Annotated in this window: 24 protein-coding genes; 12 read left to right on the top strand and 12 right to left on the bottom strand. The window is 57.8% G+C overall.

Annotated features, from left to right (window positions below; all coding sequences use genetic code 11):
* Positions 1-78: 78 nt before the first annotated feature.
* From PDO_RS18805 to PDO_RS18790, 4 genes are read right to left on the bottom strand one after another with little or no spacing between them, the layout of a single operon-like run.
* Positions 79-444: a helix-turn-helix domain-containing protein gene (locus tag PDO_RS18805; protein WP_007605667.1), complete on the bottom strand. Its 366-nt coding sequence runs from the start codon at positions 442-444 to the stop codon at positions 79-81.
* Positions 441-1,004 (bottom strand): Smr/MutS family protein, encoded by a 564-nt coding sequence (locus PDO_RS18800; protein WP_007605666.1) that lies wholly within the window; start codon positions 1,002-1,004, stop codon positions 441-443. Before PDO_RS18800 ends, PDO_RS18805 begins: the two co-directional genes overlap by 4 nt.
* The gene (mltA, locus tag PDO_RS18795; protein ID WP_007605665.1) at positions 1,005-2,123 is read right to left on the bottom strand and encodes a murein transglycosylase A; all 1,119 of its coding nucleotides are present in this window, start codon (positions 2,121-2,123) and stop codon (positions 1,005-1,007) included.
* The gene (locus tag PDO_RS18790; RefSeq protein WP_007605664.1) at positions 2,120-2,815 is read right to left on the bottom strand and encodes a Tim44/TimA family putative adaptor protein; all 696 of its coding nucleotides are present in this window, start codon (positions 2,813-2,815) and stop codon (positions 2,120-2,122) included. The genes mltA and PDO_RS18790 overlap by 4 nt, the downstream gene beginning before the upstream one ends.
* A 140-nt stretch (positions 2,816-2,955) precedes the next feature.
* Here PDO_RS18790 and PDO_RS18785 point away from each other — a divergent pair, with 140 nt between their 5' ends.
* Both PDO_RS18785 and secB read left to right on the top strand, forming a co-directional pair.
* Positions 2,956-3,447 (top strand): FxsA family protein, encoded by a 492-nt coding sequence (locus tag PDO_RS18785; RefSeq protein ID WP_007605663.1) that lies wholly within the window; start codon positions 2,956-2,958, stop codon positions 3,445-3,447.
* 88 nt (positions 3,448-3,535) lie between these two features.
* Positions 3,536-4,012 (top strand): protein-export chaperone SecB, encoded by a 477-nt coding sequence (gene secB / locus PDO_RS18780; protein WP_007605662.1) that lies wholly within the window; start codon positions 3,536-3,538, stop codon positions 4,010-4,012.
* A gap of 50 nt (positions 4,013-4,062) precedes the next feature.
* Here the strand turns inward: secB and dnaQ are convergent, their stop codons facing one another.
* The 5 genes from dnaQ to PDO_RS18755 are packed head-to-tail and all read right to left on the bottom strand — an operon-like array spanning position 4,063 to position 7,666.
* Positions 4,063-4,764: a DNA polymerase III subunit epsilon gene (gene dnaQ, locus PDO_RS18775; RefSeq protein ID WP_007605654.1), complete on the bottom strand. Its 702-nt coding sequence runs from the start codon at positions 4,762-4,764 to the stop codon at positions 4,063-4,065.
* A gap of 2 nt (positions 4,765-4,766) precedes the next feature.
* Positions 4,767-5,366 (bottom strand): dephospho-CoA kinase, encoded by a 600-nt coding sequence (gene coaE / locus PDO_RS18770; protein ID WP_007605653.1) that lies wholly within the window; start codon positions 5,364-5,366, stop codon positions 4,767-4,769.
* Positions 5,363-6,220, bottom strand: coding sequence for a shikimate dehydrogenase (locus tag PDO_RS18765; protein WP_007605652.1), 858 nt, complete (start codon positions 6,218-6,220; stop codon positions 5,363-5,365). The genes coaE and PDO_RS18765 overlap by 4 nt, the downstream gene beginning before the upstream one ends.
* Positions 6,213-6,812, bottom strand: coding sequence for a Maf family protein (locus tag PDO_RS18760; RefSeq protein ID WP_007605651.1), 600 nt, complete (start codon positions 6,810-6,812; stop codon positions 6,213-6,215). Before PDO_RS18760 ends, PDO_RS18765 begins: the two co-directional genes overlap by 8 nt.
* Before the next feature lie 32 nt (positions 6,813-6,844).
* Positions 6,845-7,666, bottom strand: coding sequence for a pyruvate, water dikinase regulatory protein (locus PDO_RS18755; protein ID WP_007605650.1), 822 nt, complete (start codon positions 7,664-7,666; stop codon positions 6,845-6,847).
* Between the two features lie 404 nt (positions 7,667-8,070).
* Here PDO_RS18755 and hemE point away from each other — a divergent pair, with 404 nt between their 5' ends.
* From hemE to PDO_RS18715, 8 genes are all read left to right on the top strand, one after another.
* Complete coding sequence (gene hemE, locus PDO_RS18750; RefSeq protein WP_007605649.1) at positions 8,071-9,102, top strand: uroporphyrinogen decarboxylase; 1,032 nt, start codon at positions 8,071-8,073, stop codon at positions 9,100-9,102.
* Between the two features lie 4 nt (positions 9,103-9,106).
* The gene (gene hemJ / locus PDO_RS18745) at positions 9,107-9,643 is read left to right on the top strand and encodes a protoporphyrinogen oxidase HemJ (RefSeq protein ID WP_037074653.1); all 537 of its coding nucleotides are present in this window, start codon (positions 9,107-9,109) and stop codon (positions 9,641-9,643) included.
* Between the two features lie 195 nt (positions 9,644-9,838).
* Positions 9,839-11,104, top strand: coding sequence for a transcription termination factor Rho (gene rho / locus PDO_RS18740; RefSeq protein WP_007605643.1), 1,266 nt, complete (start codon positions 9,839-9,841; stop codon positions 11,102-11,104).
* Positions 11,105-11,158: 54 nt separating this feature from the next.
* Complete coding sequence (gene mnmE, locus PDO_RS18735; RefSeq protein WP_007605641.1) at positions 11,159-12,484, top strand: tRNA uridine-5-carboxymethylaminomethyl(34) synthesis GTPase MnmE; 1,326 nt, start codon at positions 11,159-11,161, stop codon at positions 12,482-12,484.
* A gap of 39 nt (positions 12,485-12,523) precedes the next feature.
* Positions 12,524-14,395 carry a tRNA uridine-5-carboxymethylaminomethyl(34) synthesis enzyme MnmG gene (mnmG, locus tag PDO_RS18730; protein WP_007605639.1) on the top strand — a complete coding sequence of 624 codons (1,872 nt, stop codon included), beginning with the start codon at positions 12,524-12,526 and terminating at the stop codon, positions 14,393-14,395.
* A gap of 32 nt (positions 14,396-14,427) precedes the next feature.
* The gene (gene rsmG, locus PDO_RS18725; protein ID WP_007605638.1) at positions 14,428-15,033 is read left to right on the top strand and encodes a 16S rRNA (guanine(527)-N(7))-methyltransferase RsmG; all 606 of its coding nucleotides are present in this window, start codon (positions 14,428-14,430) and stop codon (positions 15,031-15,033) included.
* A gap of 16 nt (positions 15,034-15,049) precedes the next feature.
* Complete coding sequence (locus PDO_RS18720) at positions 15,050-15,844, top strand: ParA family protein (protein ID WP_007605637.1); 795 nt, start codon at positions 15,050-15,052, stop codon at positions 15,842-15,844.
* 23 nt (positions 15,845-15,867) lie between these two features.
* A complete protein-coding gene (locus PDO_RS18715) occupies positions 15,868-16,749 on the top strand; it encodes a ParB/RepB/Spo0J family partition protein (RefSeq protein WP_007605636.1) in 882 nt (293 codons plus the stop codon).
* Here PDO_RS18715 and holA read toward each other — a convergent pair.
* Genes holA through leuS form a run of 3 tightly spaced genes read right to left on the bottom strand, consistent with a single transcriptional unit; the run spans position 16,746 to position 20,930 of the window.
* On the bottom strand, positions 16,746-17,792 hold the full coding sequence (holA, locus tag PDO_RS18710; RefSeq protein WP_007605635.1) for a DNA polymerase III subunit delta: 1,047 nt from the start codon (positions 17,790-17,792) through the stop codon (positions 16,746-16,748). The genes PDO_RS18715 and holA overlap by 4 nt on opposite strands.
* Positions 17,793-17,800: 8 nt before the next feature.
* Positions 17,801-18,319, bottom strand: coding sequence for a hypothetical protein (locus PDO_RS18705; RefSeq protein WP_007605634.1), 519 nt, complete (start codon positions 18,317-18,319; stop codon positions 17,801-17,803).
* Positions 18,309-20,930, bottom strand: a complete 2,622-nt coding sequence (leuS, locus tag PDO_RS18700; RefSeq protein WP_007605633.1) for a leucine--tRNA ligase — start codon at positions 20,928-20,930, stop codon at positions 18,309-18,311. The genes PDO_RS18705 and leuS overlap by 11 nt, the downstream gene beginning before the upstream one ends.
* 191 nt (positions 20,931-21,121) lie before the next feature.
* Between leuS and PDO_RS18695 the strand changes: the two genes are divergently transcribed.
* Positions 21,122-21,781 (top strand): YggS family pyridoxal phosphate-dependent enzyme, encoded by a 660-nt coding sequence (locus PDO_RS18695; RefSeq protein ID WP_007605631.1) that lies wholly within the window; start codon positions 21,122-21,124, stop codon positions 21,779-21,781.
* 109 nt (positions 21,782-21,890) lie between these two features.
* Positions 21,891-23,804, top strand: a complete 1,914-nt coding sequence (locus tag PDO_RS18690; protein WP_007605629.1) for a propionyl-CoA synthetase — start codon at positions 21,891-21,893, stop codon at positions 23,802-23,804.
* The last annotated feature ends 79 nt before the right edge of the window (positions 23,805-23,883 follow it).

Raw genomic sequence — 23,883 nt, 5'->3', positions numbered from 1 at the left:
CTCGACTATAGGGGTTTTGATATCAGTTCCAAAGGCGCGCGCGGTGTTTCCCGTGGATATCCGAGGGATTTACGCCTTTCACATCCGATTTTTGGCAGCGTCAAGGACGTCCTGCAATTGCCTTAGCACATCCGGCGGCAACTGGCGAATCAGGCGCGCAAGGTCATTGGCAAAGACGGTGTAGTCAGGCGCCATGCCGGCCGTGTCGAGAACGACACGCGGATCAGACTGCCGTGCAGTCGCAAACAGTTCGTCGGCCTCGTCCCAGATGATGTTGAAATAACCGGCGACGCGCTGGAGGAAGTCGAAATTCGGCAGGCCACGCTTTCCGTGTTCCAGCGCCGACAGATAGGCAGGCGAGACACCGATCGCCGCCGCCATCTGCTTTTGCGAAACGCCCTTGCGTTCCCGCAGTTCGCGCAGCGCATTGCCAAAGGGCGTCATCGACGATCCACTCCATGGCGCGAAAGACGAACATAGAGAGCGCCCTCCCCGCCGTGCTGACGGGCGGCGGGCTCGTAGGACGAAATCAGAAAGCGAAATTCCGGCATGGAGAACCAAATCGGCACCGCTCGTTTCAAGGCGCCTTCGCTGCCGAGCGAACTGCCCTTGCCGGTGATGACCAGCACGTGGCGCAAACCGCGTTCATGGGCCCGGTGGAGAAAGTCAAACAGCATGCCATGCGCTTCGCTCTGGATCAGGCCGTGCAGATCGATGCGCGCTTCCAGAGCCAGATGGCCGCGCGACAGCTTGCGCTTGACCGGTCGTTCCAGCGGGTGATGGGTCCCCGAGGGCTTGCGTGCAACGGCGGCCTGACTGCTTTCAACATTCGACGGCAAAGCCAGGTCGACCTTGGGAGCGACTGTTTCTTTAGCCTCTTCGACATCGAACTGCTTTTCAAATTCCAGCAGATCTTCCAGTCGGCCAGGCATCGCGCGCGTCGAGCGGGCGACCTTGCCCCAGAGGATGCGATCTTCAGGATTGAATTTTGACCCGCCTGACACTCAGACAAACCTCGCTGCTGCCTGCTTCGGGATCAATATATAGAAGTCTGCCGCATTGCGCACGGCACCGGCCAATTCTCCGGCCTCGTCACCCGAGCCGGTGAAAATATCACCACGGGCAGGACCGAGGATCGCCGAGCCGGTATCGAGCGCCAGCATCAGCCGGGCGAATGGTGCACCATGGTCGAGGCCGGTCAGCGTTTCGGCATGAATGAAGAATGGAAATCCAAAGGTATGAATCAAGCGATCCACCGCCAGCGAACGCCCCGCCACCAGCGGTACCTTGGCGGCGGCAATTGGTCCCCGACTCAGATCGTCGACTTCAGCTTCGCGGAAGAAAATGTAGGAACGATTGTGCCAGAGAATTTCGTCAACACGCCCGGGATGCGCGGCCAGCCAGGCACGGATCGACTGCATTGAAATGTCAGCGTCGGGGATTTCTCCAAGATCGATCAGCAGTCTGCCAATCCCGGAAAACGCGTGCCCCGCCTTGCCAGCATAGGTTATGCGCTTGATGCCGCCGCCCGGATAGCGCAGACGGGCCGCTCCCTGGACATGGGCGAAGAAGACATCGACCTTTGACCGGGCCCAGGCAATCTCCAGCCCGCACCCCTCCAGATAACCCTCGTCGATTGCTCGGCGGTCCGGATAAAGCGAAATTTCGCCGCCAGCCTGATGTGCAAAGACATAAGACGGATCGATGGAGGCCGGTCGATTGCTGTCATCCAGATCGATCAAGTCCGACGGGCGGCGGTAGAACGGAAAGCGGTATTCACCGTCCGGGCGGCTCGATACGGACACTTCCGGCTCGTAAAATGCGGTCACATGACCGGATGAGCCATCAAGCAATTCGATACGGAAGGGCTGACAGTTCTCCTGGAAAAACGCCCGCGCCGCGGCGCCGTTACCTGGATCAACCTGTTTCGCCGCTTCGAACAACGGCAAAAGGTCGCCGGCGTTTAAGCCAAGCGACCCGGTGCGATAGTGCTTAACGTCGGTGATATATGTCCGGCATGCCTGCATTGCTGGAAAAAGTGCCGAAGGATCGTCCTTCTCCCAACCCGGAAGATCCTCGAAGCGCATCGGCTTAAGCCGTAAATCGACGCGGCCTTCGGTCATTGTTCTGCTTCGGTCGCGATCAGCTTCCAGTTCGGATCACGCGAACGAATGTCGCGAGCGAATGTCCATACATCATTGACCTCGGAAACGGCTTCCCCATCGCCATCGATCAGGGCGCCAGCCTTGTCATAGGTCGCCGTAATCAACTGGCTGGCGATGCGAACAGTGACCTGCTCCTCGCTGTCACGAACGGACGCCTGGGTGATTTCGGCCTTTTCGATGCCAACGAATGTCGACTTGATGACTTCGCCGCGGCTTTCGCGATCCGCGATGGCGCTTTCGAAGCCCTCAAGGACATCGCGCGACAGAAGGGTTTTCAAGGTCTTCCGGTCGCCATCGGCATAGGCCATGACCACCATCTCGTAAGCCATCTTGGCGCCGTTGAGAAATTCCTTCGGATTGAAAGCAGAGTCGTGCCGGGTCAGTTCACGCAACTGATCGTTCAGCGGTGTGCCTGGCTTGGCGAAAGCGTCAATTGCAGCAAAACGATCCTCGCCATTGCCCTCTTCACGGCGCGGCAGGGTTACAACCTTGCTGTCGTCGGCGGGATCTTTCGACTGATCGCGCTGCGCCAAAGGATCGAGGGGCGGCTTTTCATGCCCGGTCCGGCGTCCAAGGACGCTTCGCAGCTGGAAAAATATCAGCACCGCCGCCACAAGAAAGAACAATGTAACAAAATCATTTGATCCCATGGATACCGCCGGCCTTGATTGAATTTACTTATTCGATCTCCCATATAGTCGTCAGCGCCGTATCATTCAAATGGCAATCTTTGCAAAGAGTTTGCGCCGGCTCTTGCGATCGCATCGACACGTGGCGTTCGGAGACCGTTATGCGCATATCCCTGGCGCTCATACTGCTTGCGCCACTCGCTGAAATCGCCAGCCTCATTCTTGTCGGTCAGGCCCTGGGTGTGATGGCAACGCTCGGTTTAGTCCTGCTCGCTGGTATCGTTGGCGTGTTTCTTTTGCGCATTCAGGGGGCCGGCATCCTGCGACGGCTGCAGACGGAGGCCAGCAAAGGTGTCGATCCGGGCCGCGAACTTGTTCATGCCTCACTGCTTGTCGTTGCGGCATTTCTCCTTCTCGTTCCCGGCTTTGTCGGCGATGTGATCGGTCTCCTGCTGTTCCTGCCCTTCGTTCGCGACATCGCCTGGCGCTTGGCCAAGCCGCGCATCGTGGTCAAGCGCAGTGGTTTCACCACATCAGACTTCAGCTACCAGGCCAGCAAGGACGCATCTGTGGTTGATCTCGACGAGGACGAATATCGTCGCGATCCAAAACCCGGTTCTCCCTGGCGTGGGCCGCGGATCGGCGACCGCTAGACCGCGGCTACACCCGGTGCCGAGGGTTGTAAGCGCAAAGCCTAGATGTTAGATGGCCTTAGCAAAACACGCTTCGAGGAAAAGCCCTATGGCCGACGACAATCAGGGAACAAGCAGCCCTTCCCTCAACATTCTTGCCCAGTACATCAAGGATCTGTCCTTTGAGAACCCGGGTGCACCGCGTTCGCTGCAGGCTCGCGACAAGGCGCCGGCGATCAACATCAATGTCAACGTCAACGCCAATCCGCTGACCGAAACGGATTTCGACGTTGTGCTGGCGCTGACTGCTGAAGCCAAGGAAGGCGACAAGGTCGTCTTCGCAACCGAACTGGTCTACGGCGGCGTGTTCCGCATCACCGGCTTCCCGCAGGAGCACATGCTGCCGGTTCTCTTCATCGAGTGCCCGCGCCTGCTGTTCCCGTTTGCCCGCCAGATCATCGCCGATGCGACCCGCAATGGTGGCTTCCCGCCGCTGATGATCGACCCGATCGACTTTGCCCAGATGTTCGCCCAGCGCGTTTCCGAAGAGCAGGCGCGCGCAAAGGTGCAGGGCGCCCCGAACTGATCCATCGGACTTGATGTCAGGATATCAAAAGGGCCTTTCGGGGCCCTTTTTCATGCCTCGAATTTAGACCAGATCGCGCTTGCGCCTAGACGGGCGACAAGCTTCGAATGGTCCTCGACTTCATTCGCCGCGACGCGCGCTGTAAGTGGACGCGGCCGCTCGTAGGAAATCTCAACCGTCTCGAGCATATCCGTATTGCGGTTCTGACGGTTTTCGACAGAGGTCAAGCCCAGTGCTGTCTGACGGCCACCCAGCATTTCGATATAGACTTCGGCCAGCAATTCGGAGTCGAGAAGCGCTCCGTGCTTGCTGCGGTGCGAATTGTCTATTCCATAACGGCGGCAAAGCGCATCCAGCGAATTTGGACCCATCGGATTCTTGCGCCGTGCGAGTGCCAGCGTATCAATCACGACATCCGACTGAACGGGAGGCAGGCCAAGCCGTTCGAATTCGGCATTGATGAAACCGATGTCGAAGTTGGCATTGTGCGCGACCCATTTGGCGCCGTCAAAGAATTCGCGCATCTCGGCCACAATGTCACCGAACGGCGGCTTGTCCTTCAAAAATTCATCCGTGATGCCATGCACGGCAAGCGCGTCGGGATGCACTTTGCGGTCACCCGGATTGATATAGACGTGAAAGCTGCGTCCGGTCGGGAAATGATTGAACAGTTCGATACCGCCTATTTCAATCACGCGGTCCACCTTGCTTTCAAGGCCGGTGGTTTCAGTATCGAATACGATCTCGCGCATGGTCAATGCATCTCCGGTCGACGCTGTCTGAGTTGTTGCAGGATGGTTTTCACCTGGGCGCGCGCGCTGTCAATGCCATGCGACGTCTCGACGACAAAATCAGCCCGTCGCCGCTTTTCGTCATCTGGCATCTGGCGGGTCGAAATGAGCGCGAACTTTTCCTCCGTCATCCCCGGCCGGGCCATGACACGCTGGCGCTGAATTTCCTCGCTGCAGGAAACGACAACGATCACATCGACGTGGTCCTGGGCTCCGACCTCAAACAGCAGCGGAATATCCAGCAGGACAATTTCCGTGCCCCGGGCACGGTGCGCTTCGACAAACGCACGCTCGCGATCCCTGACAAGCGGATGGATGATAGCCTCAAGGGTCTTAAACTTATCCGGATTCTTAGCCAGAGTCCGAGCGAGTATCTCACGGTCCACCACTCCATTGACGACCGCGTCTGGAAACTCGATGCCAAGCGGCGAAACTGCGGCGTCGGCATAGAGGTCATGCACGACCTGATCGGCGTCATTGACGGGAATTCCCTCATCGGCAAACAGCCGCGCTGTCGTGGATTTCCCCATACCGATCGATCCGGTCAACCCAATCACGATCATGCGGGGGCTCCGATATCGGCGAGAATGATGTCGCGCAATTCCTGGGTGACAACGGGACGACGACCAAACCATTTCTCGAAACCGGGCACAGCCTGATGCAGCAGCATACCGAGACCGTCCACTGTCGCCAATCCAACGCTCTCTGCCTGGCGCATAAAAGGCGTCTTGAGGGGTACGTAGACAATATCTGCCACCAGCGCATCGCTTCGCATGCCGAAAAATGGAAGATCGGGAGCCGGATTCCCATCCATGCCAAGTGAACTGGTATTCACGAAAAGGCCCGCGCCCTGCATCAATTCCGGCAAGGCCTCGAGACCATGTGCCTGGAGCGGCCGGCCGAAGCGATCGGCCAATTCCCGCGCACGCGCGACAGATCGGTTTACGATATGAATTTCAGCCAGGCCGCGGTCACGCAACGCTTGAACGATCGCGCGGCTCGCACCGCCTGCACCGAGAACCACAGCGATCTTGGCCCTGTCCCATCCGGAATGGTTCGAATCGAGGTTCGCGGTAAAACCGAAGCCATCGGTGTTTGTCGCGTATAACGCTCCCTCTTCCATCCATAAGGTGTTTGCGGCACCCAGTTCCTCGCTGATCTCGTCGGGCCAGTCTGCCAGACGAAATGCCTCTTCCTTGTGCGGGATGGTGGTATTGCCGCCGCGATACATATCCTCTGTTTTCAACAGCCGAATGAAATCTGTGAAATCTGCCGGGGCGACTTCGACTTTCTCATAGCTTCCCACCAGGGCGAATTGCTTCAGCCAGTAATTGTGAATGAGCGGCGAGCGGGAATGCTTTATTGGATAGCCGGCAACAAAGGCACGCGGCGAAAGTGTTTCACGTGAATCATGCATGGTTAATGCCCAGTGTACGCAGTGCGGCGAGAAGGGGTAAGATCGGCAGCCCCAGGATGGTAAAATAGTCGCCATCGACGGCATCGAATAGCTGGATTCCCTCACCCTCCAATTGATAGCAACCAACACTGCCAAGAATGCGGACGAGATTCCGGTCAAGATACTGATCCAGAAAACTGGGGGTGAAATCGCGCATGGACATTCTGGCGACCCCGACATGGGACCAGAGAACGTCGCCGTCGCGGACCAGACACACCGCGCTGTTGAGATGGTGTGTTTGCCCACACAAGGTTTTCAGCGTGGCATAGGCTTGGGCGCGATCCGGCGCCTTGTGAAACAACTGGTCGCCCAGTGACATGGTCTGGTCGCAGCCGATGACGATCGTTCCAGGATGTCGAACGGATACGTCCCTCGCCTTGGCAATGGCAAGCTGCTCGGCGATGCATTGCGGCGTTCGCATTTCGGCGGGCAGGCCATTCTCGATTGCACGTTCATCGACCCGTGCCGGTTCTGCGTCAAAGGCCAATCCGGCATTGCGGAGCAACTCACGCCGGGCTTGGCTGCCGGAGGCAAGGATCAGGTGTTCAGGCATGGCGACATCCCGTGCAATATGGCTCGATTCGCTTAACGTAGCTTGGGTCGCAGGGCAACGATTGCGGCGGCTGTTTCCTCGATCGACCGGCGGGTGACGTCGATGATCGGCCAATTGTTGCGCGCACACAGTGCGCGGGCATATTTCAACTCTTCGGTTATCGAGGCGCGATCGACATAGTCGCTGCGGTCATATCCCGCGGTCGTTCCCAGAATGCGGTTTTCCCGAACCTGGGAGATGCGGTCGGATGTGGCGATCAGGCCGACAATCAAGGGGCGGGTTGCTGCAAGCAGACTGTCCGGCAACGCGGCACCCGGGACAATCGGAATGTTCGCGGTCTTGATGCCACGGTTTGCGAGATAGATGCTTGTCGGCGTCTTGGAGGTCCGGCTGATGCCGATGATCACGACATCAGCCTCGTCATAGTCCTCTGGCGCCTGGCCGTCATCATGATCCATGGTGAAGTTGAGTGCTTCGATACGGGCAAAATATTCCGCATTCAGGACATGCTGCGCCCCTACCCTGCCCCGCGAGGGTGCACCGAGATAGGTCTGGAACTTCTCGATGATCGGGGCCAGAACATTGACGCAGGGCAATCCAAGCTCGTGGCAACTCGTCTCTATCAGCGCCGCAAGATCCGCATCGACAATGGTATAGAGGACAATGCCGGGTTCGCGATCGATCGCCTCGATCAGCGAGTTGATCTGCTTCTTGCTGCGGATCAGCGGATAGACATGCTCGATTGCATTCGATCCACGAAACTGGGCGGCAGCAGCGCGGCCCGCCGAGATCAGAGTCTCCCCAGTTGAGTCAGAAATCAGGTGGAGATGGAAGAAGTTTTTCCGGTTCTCCACGATGTTCTCCGTCGCCTGTTGATAATCCGGGATAAACACAGCTAGCGGTCGGGACAGCGGCAAGGCAAGGGGAAAAGTGCCGATTTATCCACAGTCCACGGTACCGGGGCTTGCCGAAAAGAGGGGCTGTGGATTGTGTTAAGAAGTCGCAGGTCCTGTGCGACCGTCTGGATTTATCCACAGAACGGCGCCTTTCATCGACTACTCTAACTAGCTGACTCTACGGGTTAATTTTAGGTTTTCCCCAGAACCTCGTTTTCTCCAAGTCAATCTCTTCCGTCATCTTCCGGCAAGGCCCCTAGGCAGGCAAGACCGGTGGAGCGGCTTTAATCCTTGATACCCACCGACTCTTAGAAATAGAAGAAGACTCTATATATCTTTTCTTTTTTGAAAGGGCCTTGGCCTTGAGTGCTCCGAACCGTAAAGTCCTGGATGTGTTGAATGGAAAAACGGTCTCGCCTCCGCCGATCTGGCTTATGAGACAGGCAGGGCGATATCTTCCCGAATATCGCCAAACGCGTCAGCAGGCCGGTAGTTTCCTTGATCTCTGTTATTCGCCAGAACTGGCGACCGAGGTGACCCTTCAGCCGATTCGCCGGTACGCGTTCGATGCGGCCATTCTGTTTTCAGACATTCTGGTGATTCCCGATGCCCTGAAGCGCAATGTCCGCTTCACCGAAGGACATGGACCGCAGATGGATCCGATCGACGCCGATGGCATTGACGGTCTGGTCGCGGACAGGGTTCTCGATCACTTGAAGCCCGTTATGCAGACTGTCAGCAAGCTACGCCAGGAACTGCCTCAGGAAACCACACTGCTCGGCTTCTGTGGCGCGCCCTGGACGGTGGCGACCTATATGATCGCCGGTCACGGAACTCCCGACCAGGCCCCTGCCCGCCTGTTCGCCTACCAGCATCCCGACGCTTTCCTCAGGCTTCTGGATTTTCTGGCGGACGTGTCTGCCGATTACCTGGTGGCCCAGATGGATGCAGGAGCCGATGCCGTGCAGATCTTCGATTCCTGGGCGGGTGTCCTGGGGGAGGCAGAGTTCGAGAAGTTCTGTGTTGCACCGGTTGCCCGCATCATAGGCTCGGTGAAGGCGCGCCGTCCCTCCGCCAAGATCATCGCCTTTGCCAAGGGTGCCGGCGTTCTGCTGACAACGTATCGGCAAAAGACGGGCGCAGATGCGATTGGTCTGGACTGGTCGGTGCCGTTGAGCTTTGCCGTCGATCTGCAGAAGGAGGGCCCGGTTCAGGGTAACCTCGATCCGATGCGGGTCGTGGCTGGTGGTGCCGCATTGACCGAGGGCATCGATGCCATTCTTCAGGCGCTGGGCAATGGACCGCTGATCTTCAATCTCGGGCATGGAATTACGCCGCAGGCAAATCCCGACCACGTGACGGACCTGGTCAACCAGGTGCGCCGGAACGGGTGAGATGATGGAAAAGCAGACCGATCGCAATCCGGGTCGCAGGGCTGCCGGCAAGGCTGCCGGTGCTCTCGCCTTCTTTGTGGCGATCGGTCTTTCGATTGTGATATTCGGTGCGGATGAAGCCTATCTCTGGATCAAGGCCTTGCATGTGATCGCTGTGATCTCATGGATGGCGGGCTTGCTCTACCTGCCGCGGCTTTTCATCTACCATGGGGACTGTGAGGCGGATTCGGATCAGGCGCGCACATTTGCTGTGATGGAAAGCCGGCTGATGGGGGTGATCATGAACCCGGCGATGATCGTCAGCTGGGTGCTCGGCCTCTATCTTGCCTGGTCGGTCTATGGATTTCAGGGCGGCTGGCTGCATGCAAAGCTTGCCTGCGTTGTGGCCCTCTCCGGCGTGCATGGCTATTTCTCGAAAGCCGTTCGCTCCTTTGGCCGCGGAGTTTACGTTGGAAATGCGCGTCATTGGCGTCTGATGAACGAAGTGCCGACCGTGCTGATGATTGCCATCGTGATTTTCGTCGTCGTCAAACCATTCTGATCGAAACGCTGTTTTGCGCTTTATTTTTACAAGTGCCGGTTTTCGCTTGCGGTGAAATCGCTGACTCGCTATTTTCGCGACATCTCATCTTTTAGGCTTGCGTAACATTCAGTCATTTGCGGCACTTCGCGATCGCACCGAATTCCATCAGCTCGCCGTTCCCCATAAAATAAAAACCTGACGTGGTCCCTCTTCATGGCTGAAATGAAGCTACAAGAACTTAAAAGCAAATCGCCAACCGATCTGCTGACTTTCGCCGAATCGCTCGAAGTCGAAAACGCAAGCACCATGCGCAAGCAGGAGTTGATGTTTGCGATCCTGAAGATGCTGGCGAGCCAGGATGTCGAGATCATCGGCGAAGGCGTCGTTGAAGTTCTGCAGGACGGTTTCGGTTTCCTGCGTTCTGCAAACGCCAACTATCTGCCGGGCCCGGACGACATCTACATTTCGCCGTCGCAGATCCGCCGGTTCTCGCTGAAGACGGGCGATACCGTCGAGGGACCAATCCGTGGACCCAAGGAAGGCGAGCGCTACTTCGCGCTGCTGAAGGTCAACACGATCAATTTCGAAGATCCGGAAAAGATCCGCCACAAGGTTCACTTCGACAATCTGACGCCGCTCTATCCGAACGAGCGCTTCAAGATGGAACTGGATATTCCGACGACGAAGGATCTGTCGGCCCGTGTCATCGATCTGGTGGCACCACTCGGCAAGGGTCAGCGCGGTCTGATCGTCGCCCCGCCGCGTACCGGTAAGACGGTTCTGCTGCAGAACATTGCCCACTCGATCACCGCAAACCATCCGGAATGTTACCTGATCGTTCTTCTGATCGACGAACGTCCGGAAGAAGTGACCGACATGCAGCGTTCCGTGAAGGGCGAAGTCGTCTCTTCGACCTTCGACGAACCGGCGGTCCGTCACGTCCAGGTGGCTGAAATGGTCATCGAGAAGGCCAAGCGGCTTGTCGAGCACGGCCGCGACGTGGTCATCCTGCTTGATTCGATCACCCGCCTCGGTCGCGCTTACAACACCGTTGTGCCGTCTTCCGGCAAGGTGCTGACCGGTGGTGTGGATGCGAATGCCTTGCAGCGACCGAAGCGTTTCTTCGGTGCTGCACGTAACATCGAAGAAGGCGGTTCGCTGACGATCATCGCGACGGCCCTGATCGATACCGGGAGCCGCATGGACGAAGTCATCTTCGAAGAGTTCAAGGGTACGGGCAACTCTGAAATCGTGCTCGATCGCAAGGTAGCTGACAAGCGCATCTTCCCGTCGATGGACATCCTCAAGTCCGGTACGCGTAAGGAAGACCTGCTGGTACCGCGCCAGGACCTGCAGAAGATCTTTGTCCTGCGTCGTATCCTGGCGCCCATGGGCACGACGGACGCAATCGAGTTCCTCATCGACAAGCTCAAGCAGACGAAGAACAATGGCGACTTCTTCGACTCGATGAACACCTGACCAGAGACCGGCCTTCGGGCCGGTTTTTCGTTCCGCCCCAGGCAGATGATCTGCATGACCGCATCCCGTGATACGATATTTGCCTTGGCCTCAGGCGGCCTTCCGGCCGGCGTGGCTGTGGTGCGGTTAAGCGGACCGCTTGCCTGCCCCGTCGCGGCCAGCATGGTTGGTGCCTTGCCGGTGCCCAGGACAGCCGCTCTGCGGACTATCCGTGACACAGACGGATCCATGCTCGATCAGGGTTTGGTCATCGTGTTTCCAGGCCCCAATTCCTTTACCGGCGAAGACTGTGTGGAATTGCATCTGCATGGTGGGCCAGCACTTGTCGCAGCGACGTTGAAATCATTAGCCGGATTCTCCGGTTGCCGTTTGGCGGAAGCCGGCGAGTTTTCCCGCCGGGCGTTTGAGAATGGCAAAATGGATCTCGTCGAGATCGAGGGTTTGGCTGACTTGCTCGCGGCCGAGACCGAGATGCAGCGCCGGCTTGCAACAGAACAAAGCAACGGCCACCTGTCTTCGATCTATGAAGGTTGGCGCGAACGGCTGGTCTTTTGTCGAGCGATGATTGAAGCCGAACTCGATTTTAGTGACGAAGGCGATATTCCCGGTGCGGTCTCGGATCAGGTGTGGAGTGAGATCGAAACATTGATCCGTGAGCTCGATCAGGTGCTGGGACAGTTGAAGTCAGGCGAGATCATCCGCGACGGATTCAAGGTTGTTATTGCTGGTCGGCCGAATTCAGGAAAATCAAGCCTTCTCAACGCTTTGGTGAGTAGGGATGTTGCAATTGTCACCCATTTCGCCGGAACGACCCGCGATATACTGCACTGCGAACTGGATCTTTCGGGGTATAAAGTTCATCTCTACGACACGGCAGGATTGCGGGAGACCGATGAGCCGGTGGAACGGGAGGGCATCCGCCGAGCGCTATTGTCGATCGATGATGCCGATCTGGTGCTTCATCTCGTCGACCTGAGCGCAAATGAAGCTATCGTAGAGATATCCAATCCGCATGTGCTTAAAATCGGTACGAAAAATGATCTTCTACAGATCGATTCGGGAACGATCCGATCTGTAGATCTGGTGCTTTCCACGGAGACCGGATCCGGGTTGGTTGAACTTCGATCACGCCTGCTGACGGAATTGCAAGACCGCGTTCAAGTGAATAGTCTTGCAATTCCCAGCCGATTGCGGCATGCACAACTGCTGTCGAGTGCGAAGCTGCATCTCATGGATGCTCTGAACCTGACCGCTCATCCGCTGGAGATCAGGGCCGAGTCACTTCGGCTGGGCTCCGATGACTTGGCACGCGTTACCGGTCGAATCGATACCGAAACGCTTCTTGGCAAGATTTTCTCGGAGTTTTGCGTCGGCAAGTGATTCACGTGAAACAGCCGGCCCTTTATTCGGACTAAAGCCATGGAAAAATTGAATTTTGACGTCATTGTCGTCGGTGGCGGCCATGCCGGAACCGAAGCCGCTGCCGCAGCCGCACGAATGGGTGCGAATACGGCGCTCGTCACCCATCGCCGGGATACGATCGGTGCGATGTCGTGCAATCCTGCTATTGGAGGCTTGGGCAAGGGCCACCTAGTACGTGAAATAGATGCGCTTGATGGAATTATGGGTCGTGCCGCCGATGTCGGCGGCATTCAGTTTCGCATGCTCAATCGTAAGAAAGGCCCCGCCGTCTGGGGCCCGAGGACACAGGCTGACCGCAAACTGTACCGGGAGGCTGTTCAGACAATGTTGTCGGAAGTCCCCAAGCTTACGATTGTCGAAGGTGGCGTAAATCGCTTTATTCGTAACGATACCGTAATTAATGGCGTCGTTCTGCAGGATGGTCGGCACCTCACAGCACGAGCCGTCGTTCTGACCAGCGGCACATTTCTTCGTGGTTTGATTCATATCGGAGACCGCAAGATCCCTGCCGGACGCGTTGGGGAAGCCCCTTCCCTCGGTTTGAGCGAGGATCTGGAAGCGCTAGGCCTGACATTGGGACGGTTGAAAACGGGCACGCCAGCTCGATTGGATGGACGGACGATCCACTGGACGGATCTTGAGATGCAGGATGCGGACAGTGATCCGATCCCCTTCTCTTTCCTGACGGATCGCATTACCACTCCTCAGATCAGTTGCGGCATCACTAGGACCGTCACTGAAACGCACAGGATCATTCGCGAGAATATTCATCGGTCTGCGATGTATTCCGGTCAAATCGAGGGTGTCGGTCCGCGCTATTGTCCGTCAATTGAAGACAAGATCAATCGCTTTGGTGACCGCGATGGGCATCAGATCTTTCTTGAACCGGAAGGCCTGGATGACCACACCATTTATCCCAACGGAATCTCAACCTCATTGCCTGAGGACGTACAAGAGGCTTTCATTCGCTCCATTCCTGGGTTGGAAGATGTGGCCATTTTGCAGCCTGGTTATGCGATCGAGTATGATTTTGTTGATCCGCAGCAACTGGATTTGCGCCTATCCGTCAAGAAGGCCAAGGGACTCTATCTGGCCGGACAGATCAACGGTACGACCGGGTACGAAGAAGCTGGCGCGCAGGGCCTGGTCGCCGGGATCAATGCTGCTCTCCATGCAGCAGGCTCTACAGGCCAAAGCTTTAGCCGCACCAACTCCTATATCGGTGTGATGATCGATGACCTGACGTCACGCGGTGTGGCTGAACCATATCGAATGTTTACGTCTCGCGCCGAATATCGCTTGAGTCTTCGTGCAGACAATGCGGACATGCGTCTGACGTCAATTGGAGTGCAGCTCGGCTGCGTCGGTGTCGAGCGCGCGAACAAATTCGCCGACTATGAGTTGGCACGGACTGATCTCAATCAAAAACTATCGGAGTTGACGGCATCGCCAACAGAAATGGCGGGTGCCGGATTGCATATCAATCAGGATGGGCGCCGGCGCAGCGCGAGGGAGATTCTGTCCTATCCGGAGATTCAGTGGGACGATATCTGCCGTGTTTGGCCGTCTCTGTTGGACATTGACAGGAAGGTGGCGAAGCTGGTCGCAATTGATGCGCTATACAGCACCTATATCGCCCGCCAGGCGAATGACGTCGCCTCGATACGATCCGAAGAAGATCGAACAATTCCAGCAGATTTCGCTTATGAGAATTTACCCGGTCTTTCGAATGAACTGAGACAAAAGCTCACCCACCTACGGCCGTTGAACATCGCACAAGCCTCTCGCATTGAGGGCATGACACCAGCGGCGGTGGCCCTTCTGATTGCTCATCTGCGGCGAGCAGGCGATCTGAAACAGGCATGCTGACTTGGGAAAGTGACTTTATGAGGAATCAATTGATGCTCGATGTTTCACGTGAAACGCAAGAGCGGCTTCAGCGCTTTGCTGAACTGTTCATGAAATGGTCAGCCAAGATCAACCTCGTTGCACCTTCCACCATCGATACGCTTTGGACAAGACACATCGCCGATTCGTTACAGCTTCGAAACATAGTGCCGGAAACAAAACATTGGATTGATCTGGGAAGTGGCGGCGGCTTTCCTGGCATCGTCACTGCGATCGTGCTTGCGGAGCCCGGACAGGGTTGGGTCGATCTGGTTGAGAGCAATCACAAAAAAGCGAGCTTCCTGCGCATGGCGCTTCTGGAGACTGGCGGGCGCGGGTCCGTCCATCCGCTACGGATCGAGGAGGCCGCAACAAAGCTGCTAAAGGCGGATGTGATTTCTGCCCGGGCACTGGCGGAGCTTGATCTGCTCTTGGCCTATGCCGAGCCGTGGTCGCAAAGAAACCCCGAATTGCGGATGGTTTTCCATAAAGGGCGGGATTACCTGGACGAGATCGATAAAGCGCGTGGTCGCTGGGCATTTGATCTGGTAACACATCAGAGCGCTGTCGAGGCGGACTCCGTCATTCTGGAAATCGCCTCGCTGAAGCGCAGGGGCTAACACTTCGGGTGGCTGCATGGGTTTCGAGAAGAACCGTATCATTACTATCGCGAACCAAAAGGGTGGCGTCGGCAAGACGACGACAGCCATCAATCTGGCAACCGCGCTCGCTGCAATCGGTGAACGTGTGCTGATCGTCGATCTTGATCCGCAGGGCAATGCCAGCACCGGCCTTGGGATCGACCGGCGCAATCGCAAGCTATCCTCCTATGACGTGCTGGTTGGCACCGAGACGGTGTCGCAGGCTGCGCTTGAGACTGCGGTGCCGAACTTGTCGATCGTGCCATCAACCATGGATCTGCTTGGTTTCGAGATGGAAATCTCACAACAGGCCGACCGTGTCTTTCGCCTGAAGAAGGCGCTGAACAGCGAGGATGCGCGGGCCTATAGCTACATTTTGCTCGATTGCCCGCCCTCGTTCAATCTGCTCACTATGAACGCGATGGCGGCGGCGCACTCGGTCCTGGTGCCTCTGCAATGCGAGTTTTTTGCGTTGGAAGGTTTGAGCCAGTTGCTCGAGACCATCAACCAGGTGCGTCAGACGGTGAACCCGACCCTCGATATACAGGGCATTGTGCTGACGATGTTTGACTCGCGCAACAATCTTGCGCAGCAGGTTGTCAACGATGTCCGGGAGCATCTCGGTGAGAAGGTTTACACGACCCTCATTCCGCGCAACGTCCGGGTATCCGAGGCGCCTTCCTACGGCAAACCTGCCATTCTTTATGATCTGAAGTGCGCCGGCAGCCAGGCCTATCTGCAACTGGCATCCGAGGTCATTCAACGCGAACGTCAACGTAAGGCGGCCTAGCCATCCTATAAGGGTCTGAGTACATGAGTGAAGACGTTTCGAAACGGCGCCTGGGTCGCGGTCTTGCGGCACTTATCGGTGAAATGGATCAGCCCCTGCCGGCGGGTGACGCTCGCCCCAGCATCAATCCAGATCGCACGGTGCCGATCGAATTCGTTTCGCGCAGTCCGAAGAACCCACGTCGCTATTTTGATGAATCAGAGCTCCAGGATCTGGCAGGCTCTATTCGCCAGCACGGCATCGTGCAGCCGGTCGTTGTGCGGACCACCAGCAACGACCGCTATGAGATTATTGCAGGCGAGCGACGCTGGCGTGCGGCCCAGCTTGCCGGTCTGGTGGATATCCCGGTCATCGTTCGCGATGTCGACGACCGTACGGCGCTGGAACTGGCCATTGTTGAAAACGTCCAGCGCGCCGATCTCAATCCGCTCGAAGAGGCGCTCGGCTACGACCAGCTGATCGCGGAGCATGGCTATACCCAGAACGATCTCGGGGAAATTATCGGCAAGAGCCGAAGCCATGTCGCCAACAGCCTGCGGTTGTTGAAATTGCCGGAGCCGGTTCGCGACATGCTAGCCGAGGGAAGCCTGTCCGCCGGTCACGCGCGTGCGCTGGTCTCGACACCCGATCCCGTCGTATTGGCCAAGATCATCACCTCCAAGGGTATGTCGGTGCGTGATGCCGAAAAATTGGCGCAGAATCATATCAAGGCGCAAAACGCCCCTCCCGCGGCCGAGCATCGGGATGCCAAGGACTCCGACACGATTGCCCTCGAACGCAGCCTGACGGACCGCCTTGGCCTTTCCGTTGCGATCAATCATAAAGGCGGCGCTGGTCAGCTAAAGATCAGTTACAAGACCCTCGATCAGCTCGAAGAAATCTGCCGCCTGCTGGAAGCTCGCTAGCTTCTTCGGTTGCGGCGCGCCGATTGCAGCGTTGTCGCCAGCAAGGTTTGAATGGCGAGGTTGTCCTCAATGGACGCCCGCTGGCGGCTCTGGAAAATTGCGCCATTGAGGCGGCTCGCCTCGCGGCCGAGGTCCTGACTGTTCCAGTTCCGTAACGTTTTCTCGATCACCGGCTTACGCTTGAAATGAATGCCGCGCCCGAGCGTTTGCATCACTTGGGCGATTTGTTGTTGACGCTCTTCCATTTCGATACGCATGACTTCAAGCTGTTGAAATTGCTTCATACAGGATTGAAGAACGAGAAAGACAGCCGTTTTGGAGGCAACAACTTTCTGAATGGCATGCAAAAATGCGTCAGGATCGCCGTTCAGAACAGCATCCACCACCTCATCCGTTGATATGGCACTGGCATCGCCCACTATATCGAGCACGTGGTGTTCGTCGATGACCGGCTCATTCAGACAATAGAGGATGAGTTTGCGCACTTCGTTGCGGGAGGCAATGCGGTCTCCGCCGATTGATTCGAGTAGGAGCTCTCGTGCCGCTGGGGTAATCCGGAGATTGGCCGATGACAGCTCATTGTCGATCAGGGCGTTCAGTGCCCTTGTGTCATCCTGATAGCAGGCAATGCAAGCAATCGACCGTTCGCCTTCCGCGACCTTGCGAAGCCCCGATCCTTTCTTCAGATCGCCGGCTTCGACAATGACATAGCTGCCCTCAGGCGGATGGGAACCTAGATACTGCAGGCCGTCGACCAGTGATTTTTCGTTGGCCGCACCGCGGATCCAGATGAGTTTTTCGCCTCCAAAGAGACCGAATGCGTTGACCTCATCCAGCAAGCGTCCCGGATCAGACTGGAGATCACCGACATCAAGCCGTATAAGGGCAAATCCGTCGTGCAGATCGACGCCGGTCGTCTTGGCAATCTGGCTCGCTCGTTCATTCACAAGTCCACGGTCAGGCCCGTAGATGACGAATACGCGGTAGTGGCGGACCGACTTTTGCAGAAATCCTTCGAACTCGTGTGACTTGATCTCGGCCATGGCTGAGATCAGCGACCCAGCGCCATTGCAAGATCCGCATAGACGAGTTCCGCCAGTTCCCGCGCCGCACGATCCTCGGCGTCGCGAACGGCACGAAGCTTGGCGAATTCCTGCTTCGGATAATCGAAGAGCGCAACACTTTCGCGGCGGCCGGCCTTGAGCGCGGTGTCATCGGAAATGCGTCGGATGTTGTAGGTCGCGCTGACGACGGCCCGGCCGGCGTTCGGCGTGTCCGCCGCTTCGTCGAGCAGAATACCGGCGACCGAACTCTGAACATCGAGCTGGACCCTGTATTGGGGCGTAACGCTCTCCCCGGAGCCGCCGCTGGTCAGGAAAATCAGCCGGTTGCGAACTTCAAGCCCGACGCGGCCATTGGCCGGTGAATAGGCAATAGCGGCCAGCGCCTCGCGCGTCTGGCCATCGTCATTATTGTAGAGTGGGCGCGCCTGGCAGCCTGCGAGAAGCAGGGCTGCTCCGATCAGGATCGAACGACGAAGCACCGCGGAAGCTTGCTGTTTAGAGGACAATATTCACAATCCTTAGGGGAACGACGATGATCTTCTTCGGAGCCTGTCCGTTCAGGGCAGCCCGCACGGGCTCAAGGGCGAGCACCGCTTCGCTGACCGCATTCTGGTCCGCGTCGCGGCTTATTGTCAATTCGGCGCGCTTCTTGCCATTGATTTGAACTGGCATTGTCACGTCGTTTTCGGCGACGAGTGCCTCGTCGTAGCTTGGCCACGGAGCTTGAGCCACGAGACCGCTATTGCCAAGCACCGTCCAGCATTCCTCGGCCAGGTGCGGGGTCATCGGTGCGATCAGCTGTACCAGGATTTCTGCCGCATTGCGAACGGCCGCTGTCAGCACGGCATCGGCTTTCCCGGAGGCCACGGTCGCCAGGGGCGTCGCCAAGGTGTTGACCAGCTCATAAATGCGGGCGATCGCCTTGTTGAAGGCGAGCTTGTCCAGATCGGATTGAACCGCCTTCAGCGTCTTGTGCGCTGCCTGGGACACGGCCAGACTTTCGCCATCCTTAGCCGGATTCGCAGCAACGGACTTCAACTGTTCCGCCGCTTCCGACACCAGACGCCAAACGCGCTGGACGAAACGATGCGCGCCTTCGACACCGGATTCAGACCAGATCACATCGCGATCGGGCGGCGAATCCGAGAGGACGAAGAAGCGTGCCGTATCAGCACCGTACGAACCGATGATGTCATCTGGATCGACGACGTTCTTTTTCGACTTCGACATCTTCTCGATCGAGCCGATCCTGGCCTCAGTGCCGTTGCTCAACAGGAAGGCACGGCGGAGACCGTCGGTCTCCTCGATGCGCAGATCGATTGGGGCCACCCATTCGCGGGTCAGGCCGTCGCCTATGCTGTAGGTTTCATGCACGACCATGCCCTGGGTGAACAGGCCCTTGAAAGGCTCTTTGACGTCGACATGGCCGGTTTCACGCATGGCACGGGTGAAGAAGCGCGAATACAGCAGGTGGAGGATCGCGTGTTCGATGCCACCGATATACTGGTCGACAGGCAGCCATTTGTTGGCGGCCTTCGGATCCGTCGGATTGTCTTCCCAAGGCGCGGTGAAGCGGGCGAAGTACCAGCTCGAATCGACAAACGTATCCATTGTGTCGGTTTCACGACGCGCGTCCTTGCCGCAATGCGGGCAGGCCACGTGGCGCCATGTCGGATGGCGATCAAGCGGATTGCCGGGCTTGTCGAAGGTCACGTCATCGGGCAGCTTGACCGGCAGGTCTTTCTTCGGCACCGGAACGACGCCGCAATCATCGCAGTGAATGACCGGGATCGGGCAACCCCAATAACGCTGGCGCGAGATGCCCCAGTCGCGCAGGCGGAAATTGACCTTGCGCTCGCCTTGGGCGGCATTGCCGAGGGTCTGTTCGGTCAGGCGCCTAACGACCTCTTCAAAGGCCTCTTCCGTGCTCAAACCGTCGAGGAAGCGGGAGTTGATCATCACGCCATCGTCGACATAGGCGGTATCACCGATCTCGAAGGCTGCGGCATCGCCGTCGCGCGGCATGACAACCGGCACCACCGGCAGATCATACTTGCGGGCAAAATCGAGGTCGCGCTGGTCTCCGGACGGGCAGCCGAAGATGGCGCCTGTTCCGTAGTCCATCAGGACGAAGTTGGCGACATAGACCGGCAGTTCCCAACTCGGATCAAGCGGGTGTTTCACCTTGATGCCGGTGTCAATGCCCTTCTTTTCAGCGGTTTCGAGCGCTGCAAGCGAGGTGCCGGCATGGCGGCATTCCTGGCAGAAGGCTTCAACCGCCGGATTTTTTTCGCCGGCTTCCCTTGCCAGCGGGTGGTCGGCGGCAATGGCCAGGAACGAGGCGCCAAACAAGGTGTCCGGACGCGTGGTATAGACGGTCACTTCCGATTGCGTGCTGCCGGATGCCACTTCCCAGCGCACCAGCATGCCTTCGGAGCGGCCGATCCAGTTCTTCTGCATCAACCGGACCTTTTCCGGCCAGTGATCGAGCGTATCGAGCGCGTCGAGTAGATCCTGGCTGAAATCGGTGATCTTGAAAAACCACTGGGTCAGTTCGCGCTGTTCGACGAGCGCGCCGGAACGCCAGCCGCGGCCGTCGATGACCTGCTCGTTGGCGAGCACGGTCATGTCTTCCGGATCCCAGTTGACCTTGGAGTTCTTGCGATAGACGAGGCCCTTTTCCATGAAATCCAGGAAGAGGTGCTGCTGACGCTGATAGTATTCGACATCGCAGGTGGCGAATTCACGCGACCAGTCGATCGACAAGCCCATGGATTTCAGCTGACCACGCATCGTGGCGATGTTTTCGTAGGTCCAGGCCTTGGGGTGGACCTTGTTCTTCATGGCCGCGTTTTCCGCGGGCATGCCGAATGCATCCCAGCCCATCGGGTGCAGCACATTGTAGCGGCGGGCGCGCTTGTAGCGGGCCACGACGTCGCCCATGGCGTAGTTGCGCACGTGGCCCATATGGATGCGGCCCGATGGATAAGGGAACATCTCAAGCACGTAATACTTCTCGCGCTCGTCATTGTTGTCGGTCGTGAAGACGTTGCCTTCGGACCATTTCGCCTGCCAGCGGGGCTCGGCGTCGCGCGGATTGTAACGTTCGGTGGCCATGGATCGCATTTCCGGGATTGCAATAAAAAGGAGGGCTGACCTTCACCACGAAACCGGCCAAGCGTCAAGTTTTCGGGGCCATTTGCGTGATGGTCGAGATGCGACTTGCCATGCGAATTCAGGCGCTTTAACGACTTTGTCTCGAGAAGGTCCTGATCCGTCTTTCGGGAGCGAGACTGCGAGGAGTTGTGATGTCGGTCGAAGAGAGATTGCGCGAAATTCAGGGCCGGATGGCAAAAGCCGCAACGGAAGCCAATCGTGAGCCGGAGTCCGTGTCGCTTGTCGCCGTGTCGAAAACCTTTGAAGCGGATGACATCCGACCGGTGATCGCAACCGGCCAGCGTATATTTGGTGAAAACCGGGTGCAGGAGGCACAAGGCAAATGGCCGGCGCTTCAAGCGGAAACAACGGGGATCGAGCTCCATCTGATCGGTCCCCTGCAGTCGAACAAGGCGGCTGAAGCGGTGGCGCTTTTTGATGTCATCGAAACGGTTGACCGGGAAAAGATCGCCCGTACCCTGGCCCAAGAATGCAAGCGGCAAAATCGCACCCTGCGTTTCTATATCCAGGTCAATACCGGGCTTGAGCCACAGAAGGCCGGGATCGCCCCCGACGATGTTGCGGCATTCGTGCGGCTATGCCGCGACGAGTTGGGGTTGAATGTCGAAGGGCTGATGTGCATTCCGCCCGTTGATGAAAACCCAGGCCCGCATTTCGCCCTCTTGGCCAAGCTCGCTGGTGAAAACGATGTCGCACGCTTGTCCATGGGCATGTCTGGCGATTTCGAGACGGCGATTGGCTTTGGCGCGACAACCGTTCGCGTCGGATCCGCTATTTTTGGTCGTCGCTAAGTTTTCTACGACCTTTGGCATAGCGCTTTCGTCTGGGTTTCCACCGGGCTGACGGCTTCCTACACTTGCCGCCAGAACAAGTGGCTTGCGTGGCATCGGGAGGATCGGCATGCGTGGGAGCTATCAGGAGACCTATGCCCTGTGGCAGGCGGACCCGGAAGGGTTCTGGCGTCGCGCGGCCGAGCAGATACATTGGTTCAAGCCACCGGAAAAAACCTTTGATCCGGATCAGGGGCCTTATGGTCGATGGTTTATCGGCGGCGAAACCAATACCTGCTACAATTGCATAGACAGGCATATAGCGGACGGCCGCGGCGCGCAGACCGCCCTGATTTACGATAGTCCGATGACCGGACAGACGGCCCGCTATTCCTATGATCAGATGCTGGTCGAGGTGAGCGCCATTGCCGCCGTTCTTCGCAATCATGGTGTCGGCAAAGGCGACCGGGTCATCATCTACATGCCGATGATCCCGGAGGCTGTCTTCTCCATGCTGGCCTGCGCACGCCTGGGTGCCGTGCATTCCGTCGTCTTCGGCGGTTTTGCCGCGCATGAATTGGCGACGCGCATTGACGATTGCGGTGCAAAGGTCATCATCGGCGCGAGCTGCGGCCTGGAACCGGGACGCATCGTTCCATACAAGCCGCTGCTCGACCATGCGATCGACATGGCCAGGGTGAAGCCCAATTGCTGCCTCATCCTGCAGCGTGACCAGTATCACGCGCCCTTGCGCTACGAGCATGGCGATGTCGACCTTGCCCAGGCGATCGAGGTGGAGAAGGTCAGTGGCACGACGGTTGATTGCACCCCGGTTCTGGCGACCGATCCGCTCTACATTCTCTACACATCCGGAACCACCGGCCAGCCGAAGGGCGTGGTTCGCGACAATGGCGGGCATATGGTGGCACTCAACTGGACCATGGCCAATATCTACGGGGTGAAGCCGGGTGAAGTCTTCTGGGCTGCCTCCGATATTGGTTGGGTCGTTGGCCATTCCTACATCGTCTACGGCCCTTTGCTGGCCGGCAATGCGACGGTAATCTTCGAGGGAAAACCGGTCGGGACGCCGGATGCAGGTACTTTCTGGCGCGTAGTCGCCGATCATGATGTGAAGGCGCTTTTTACTGCGCCGACGGCTTTTCGGGCGATCCGGCGCGACGATCCGGAGGGAGAGCATGTCGGGCGCTACGACGTGTCGGGCTTGCGCGCGCTTTTCCTGGCCGGCGAACGCGCCGATCCTGAAACCCTGAAATGGGCCGAGCGCATTCTGAAAATCCCGATCATCGATCACTGGTGGCAGACCGAGACGGGCTGGGCGATTGCCGCCAATCCAGCTGGCCTCGGGCTCCTGCCGGTGAAGCACGGTTCGCCGGCAAAACCGATGCCGGGTTATGGCCTGGAGGTGCTGGATGATGCCGGTCATGCCGTGGTACCGGGAACGTTGGGCAATATCGTCGTGAAATTGCCCCTTCCTCCCGGCTGCCTCGTGACATTCTGGGAGGCCGACGAGCGGTTCAGGACATCCTGCCTCGAAGAATTCCCCGGCTACTACAAGACCGCCGATGCTGGCGTAATCGACAACGACGGCTATGTTTTTGTCATGGCGCGCACGGATGACATCATCAACTGTGCGGGACACCGGTTGTCGACAGGCGCAATGGAAGAGGTCTGCGCGATGCATCCGGATGTGGCAGAATGTGCCGTGATCGGCATTGCGGACGAGCTCAAAGGGCAGATTCCCTGCGGCTTCCTGGTCTTGAAGAAGAATGTCCATCGAGACCATGCGGCGATCTCGAAAGAGGTGGTGCAGCTGGTGCGTGATGAGATCGGTCCTGTTGCCGCCTTCAAAATGGTGCTGATGGTCGATCGCCTGCCCAAGACACGCTCAGGCAAGATCCTGCGCGGGACGATGCAGAAAATCGCAGATGGCCTTCCGTGGAAAATGCCGGCGACGATCGATGATTCGATTGTCTTGGACGAGATTTCCGCCGTGCTCAAAGCCTGTGGCCAGGTGGCTGCCTGATCTGGCCGAAGCTGCGTCGGATGGCGGCCGCCTGCCTGGACAAAGAAAAGCCCCGGGCACTGCTGCGACCGGGGCTCGA

The sequence above is a fragment of the Rhizobium sp. PDO1-076 genome (assembly GCF_000247475.1).
Taxonomy (GTDB): domain Bacteria; phylum Pseudomonadota; class Alphaproteobacteria; order Rhizobiales; family Rhizobiaceae; genus Allorhizobium.
The sequence above is the reverse complement of the archived record's forward strand: the minus strand, read 5'-3'. Positions and strand labels throughout refer to the sequence as shown.

What these genes read in the sequence shown, in the direction of transcription:
- hemJ (WP_037074653.1), top strand. Translation starts at nt 9,107, where the DNA reads ATGGAAAAGCAGACCGATCGCAATCCGGGTCGCAGGGCTGCCGGCAAG.
- dnaQ (WP_007605654.1), bottom strand. Translation starts at nt 4,764, where the DNA reads ATGCGCGAGATCGTATTCGATACTGAAACCACCGGCCTTGAAAGCAAG.
- PDO_RS18720 (WP_007605637.1), top strand. Translation starts at nt 15,050, where the DNA reads ATGGGTTTCGAGAAGAACCGTATCATTACTATCGCGAACCAAAAGGGT.
- PDO_RS18760 (WP_007605651.1), bottom strand. Translation starts at nt 6,812, where the DNA reads ATGCCTGAACACCTGATCCTTGCCTCCGGCAGCCAAGCCCGGCGTGAG.
- secB (WP_007605662.1), top strand. Translation starts at nt 3,536, where the DNA reads ATGGCCGACGACAATCAGGGAACAAGCAGCCCTTCCCTCAACATTCTT.
- rsmG (WP_007605638.1), top strand. Translation starts at nt 14,428, where the DNA reads ATGCTCGATGTTTCACGTGAAACGCAAGAGCGGCTTCAGCGCTTTGCT.
- mnmE (WP_007605641.1), top strand. Translation starts at nt 11,159, where the DNA reads ATGACCGCATCCCGTGATACGATATTTGCCTTGGCCTCAGGCGGCCTT.
- mnmG (WP_007605639.1), top strand. Translation starts at nt 12,524, where the DNA reads ATGGAAAAATTGAATTTTGACGTCATTGTCGTCGGTGGCGGCCATGCC.
- mltA (WP_007605665.1), bottom strand. Translation starts at nt 2,123, where the DNA reads ATGACCGAAGGCCGCGTCGATTTACGGCTTAAGCCGATGCGCTTCGAG.
- PDO_RS18790 (WP_007605664.1), bottom strand. Translation starts at nt 2,815, where the DNA reads ATGGGATCAAATGATTTTGTTACATTGTTCTTTCTTGTGGCGGCGGTG.
- PDO_RS18715 (WP_007605636.1), top strand. Translation starts at nt 15,868, where the DNA reads ATGAGTGAAGACGTTTCGAAACGGCGCCTGGGTCGCGGTCTTGCGGCA.
- PDO_RS18785 (WP_007605663.1), top strand. Translation starts at nt 2,956, where the DNA reads ATGCGCATATCCCTGGCGCTCATACTGCTTGCGCCACTCGCTGAAATC.
- leuS (WP_007605633.1), bottom strand. Translation starts at nt 20,930, where the DNA reads ATGGCCACCGAACGTTACAATCCGCGCGACGCCGAGCCCCGCTGGCAG.
- PDO_RS18695 (WP_007605631.1), top strand. Translation starts at nt 21,122, where the DNA reads ATGTCGGTCGAAGAGAGATTGCGCGAAATTCAGGGCCGGATGGCAAAA.
- PDO_RS18805 (WP_007605667.1), bottom strand. Translation starts at nt 444, where the DNA reads ATGACGCCCTTTGGCAATGCGCTGCGCGAACTGCGGGAACGCAAGGGC.
- coaE (WP_007605653.1), bottom strand. Translation starts at nt 5,366, where the DNA reads ATGATCGTGATTGGGTTGACCGGATCGATCGGTATGGGGAAATCCACG.
- PDO_RS18690 (WP_007605629.1), top strand. Translation starts at nt 21,891, where the DNA reads ATGCGTGGGAGCTATCAGGAGACCTATGCCCTGTGGCAGGCGGACCCG.
- PDO_RS18765 (WP_007605652.1), bottom strand. Translation starts at nt 6,220, where the DNA reads ATGCATGATTCACGTGAAACACTTTCGCCGCGTGCCTTTGTTGCCGGC.
- holA (WP_007605635.1), bottom strand. Translation starts at nt 17,792, where the DNA reads ATGGCCGAGATCAAGTCACACGAGTTCGAAGGATTTCTGCAAAAGTCG.
- rho (WP_007605643.1), top strand. Translation starts at nt 9,839, where the DNA reads ATGGCTGAAATGAAGCTACAAGAACTTAAAAGCAAATCGCCAACCGAT.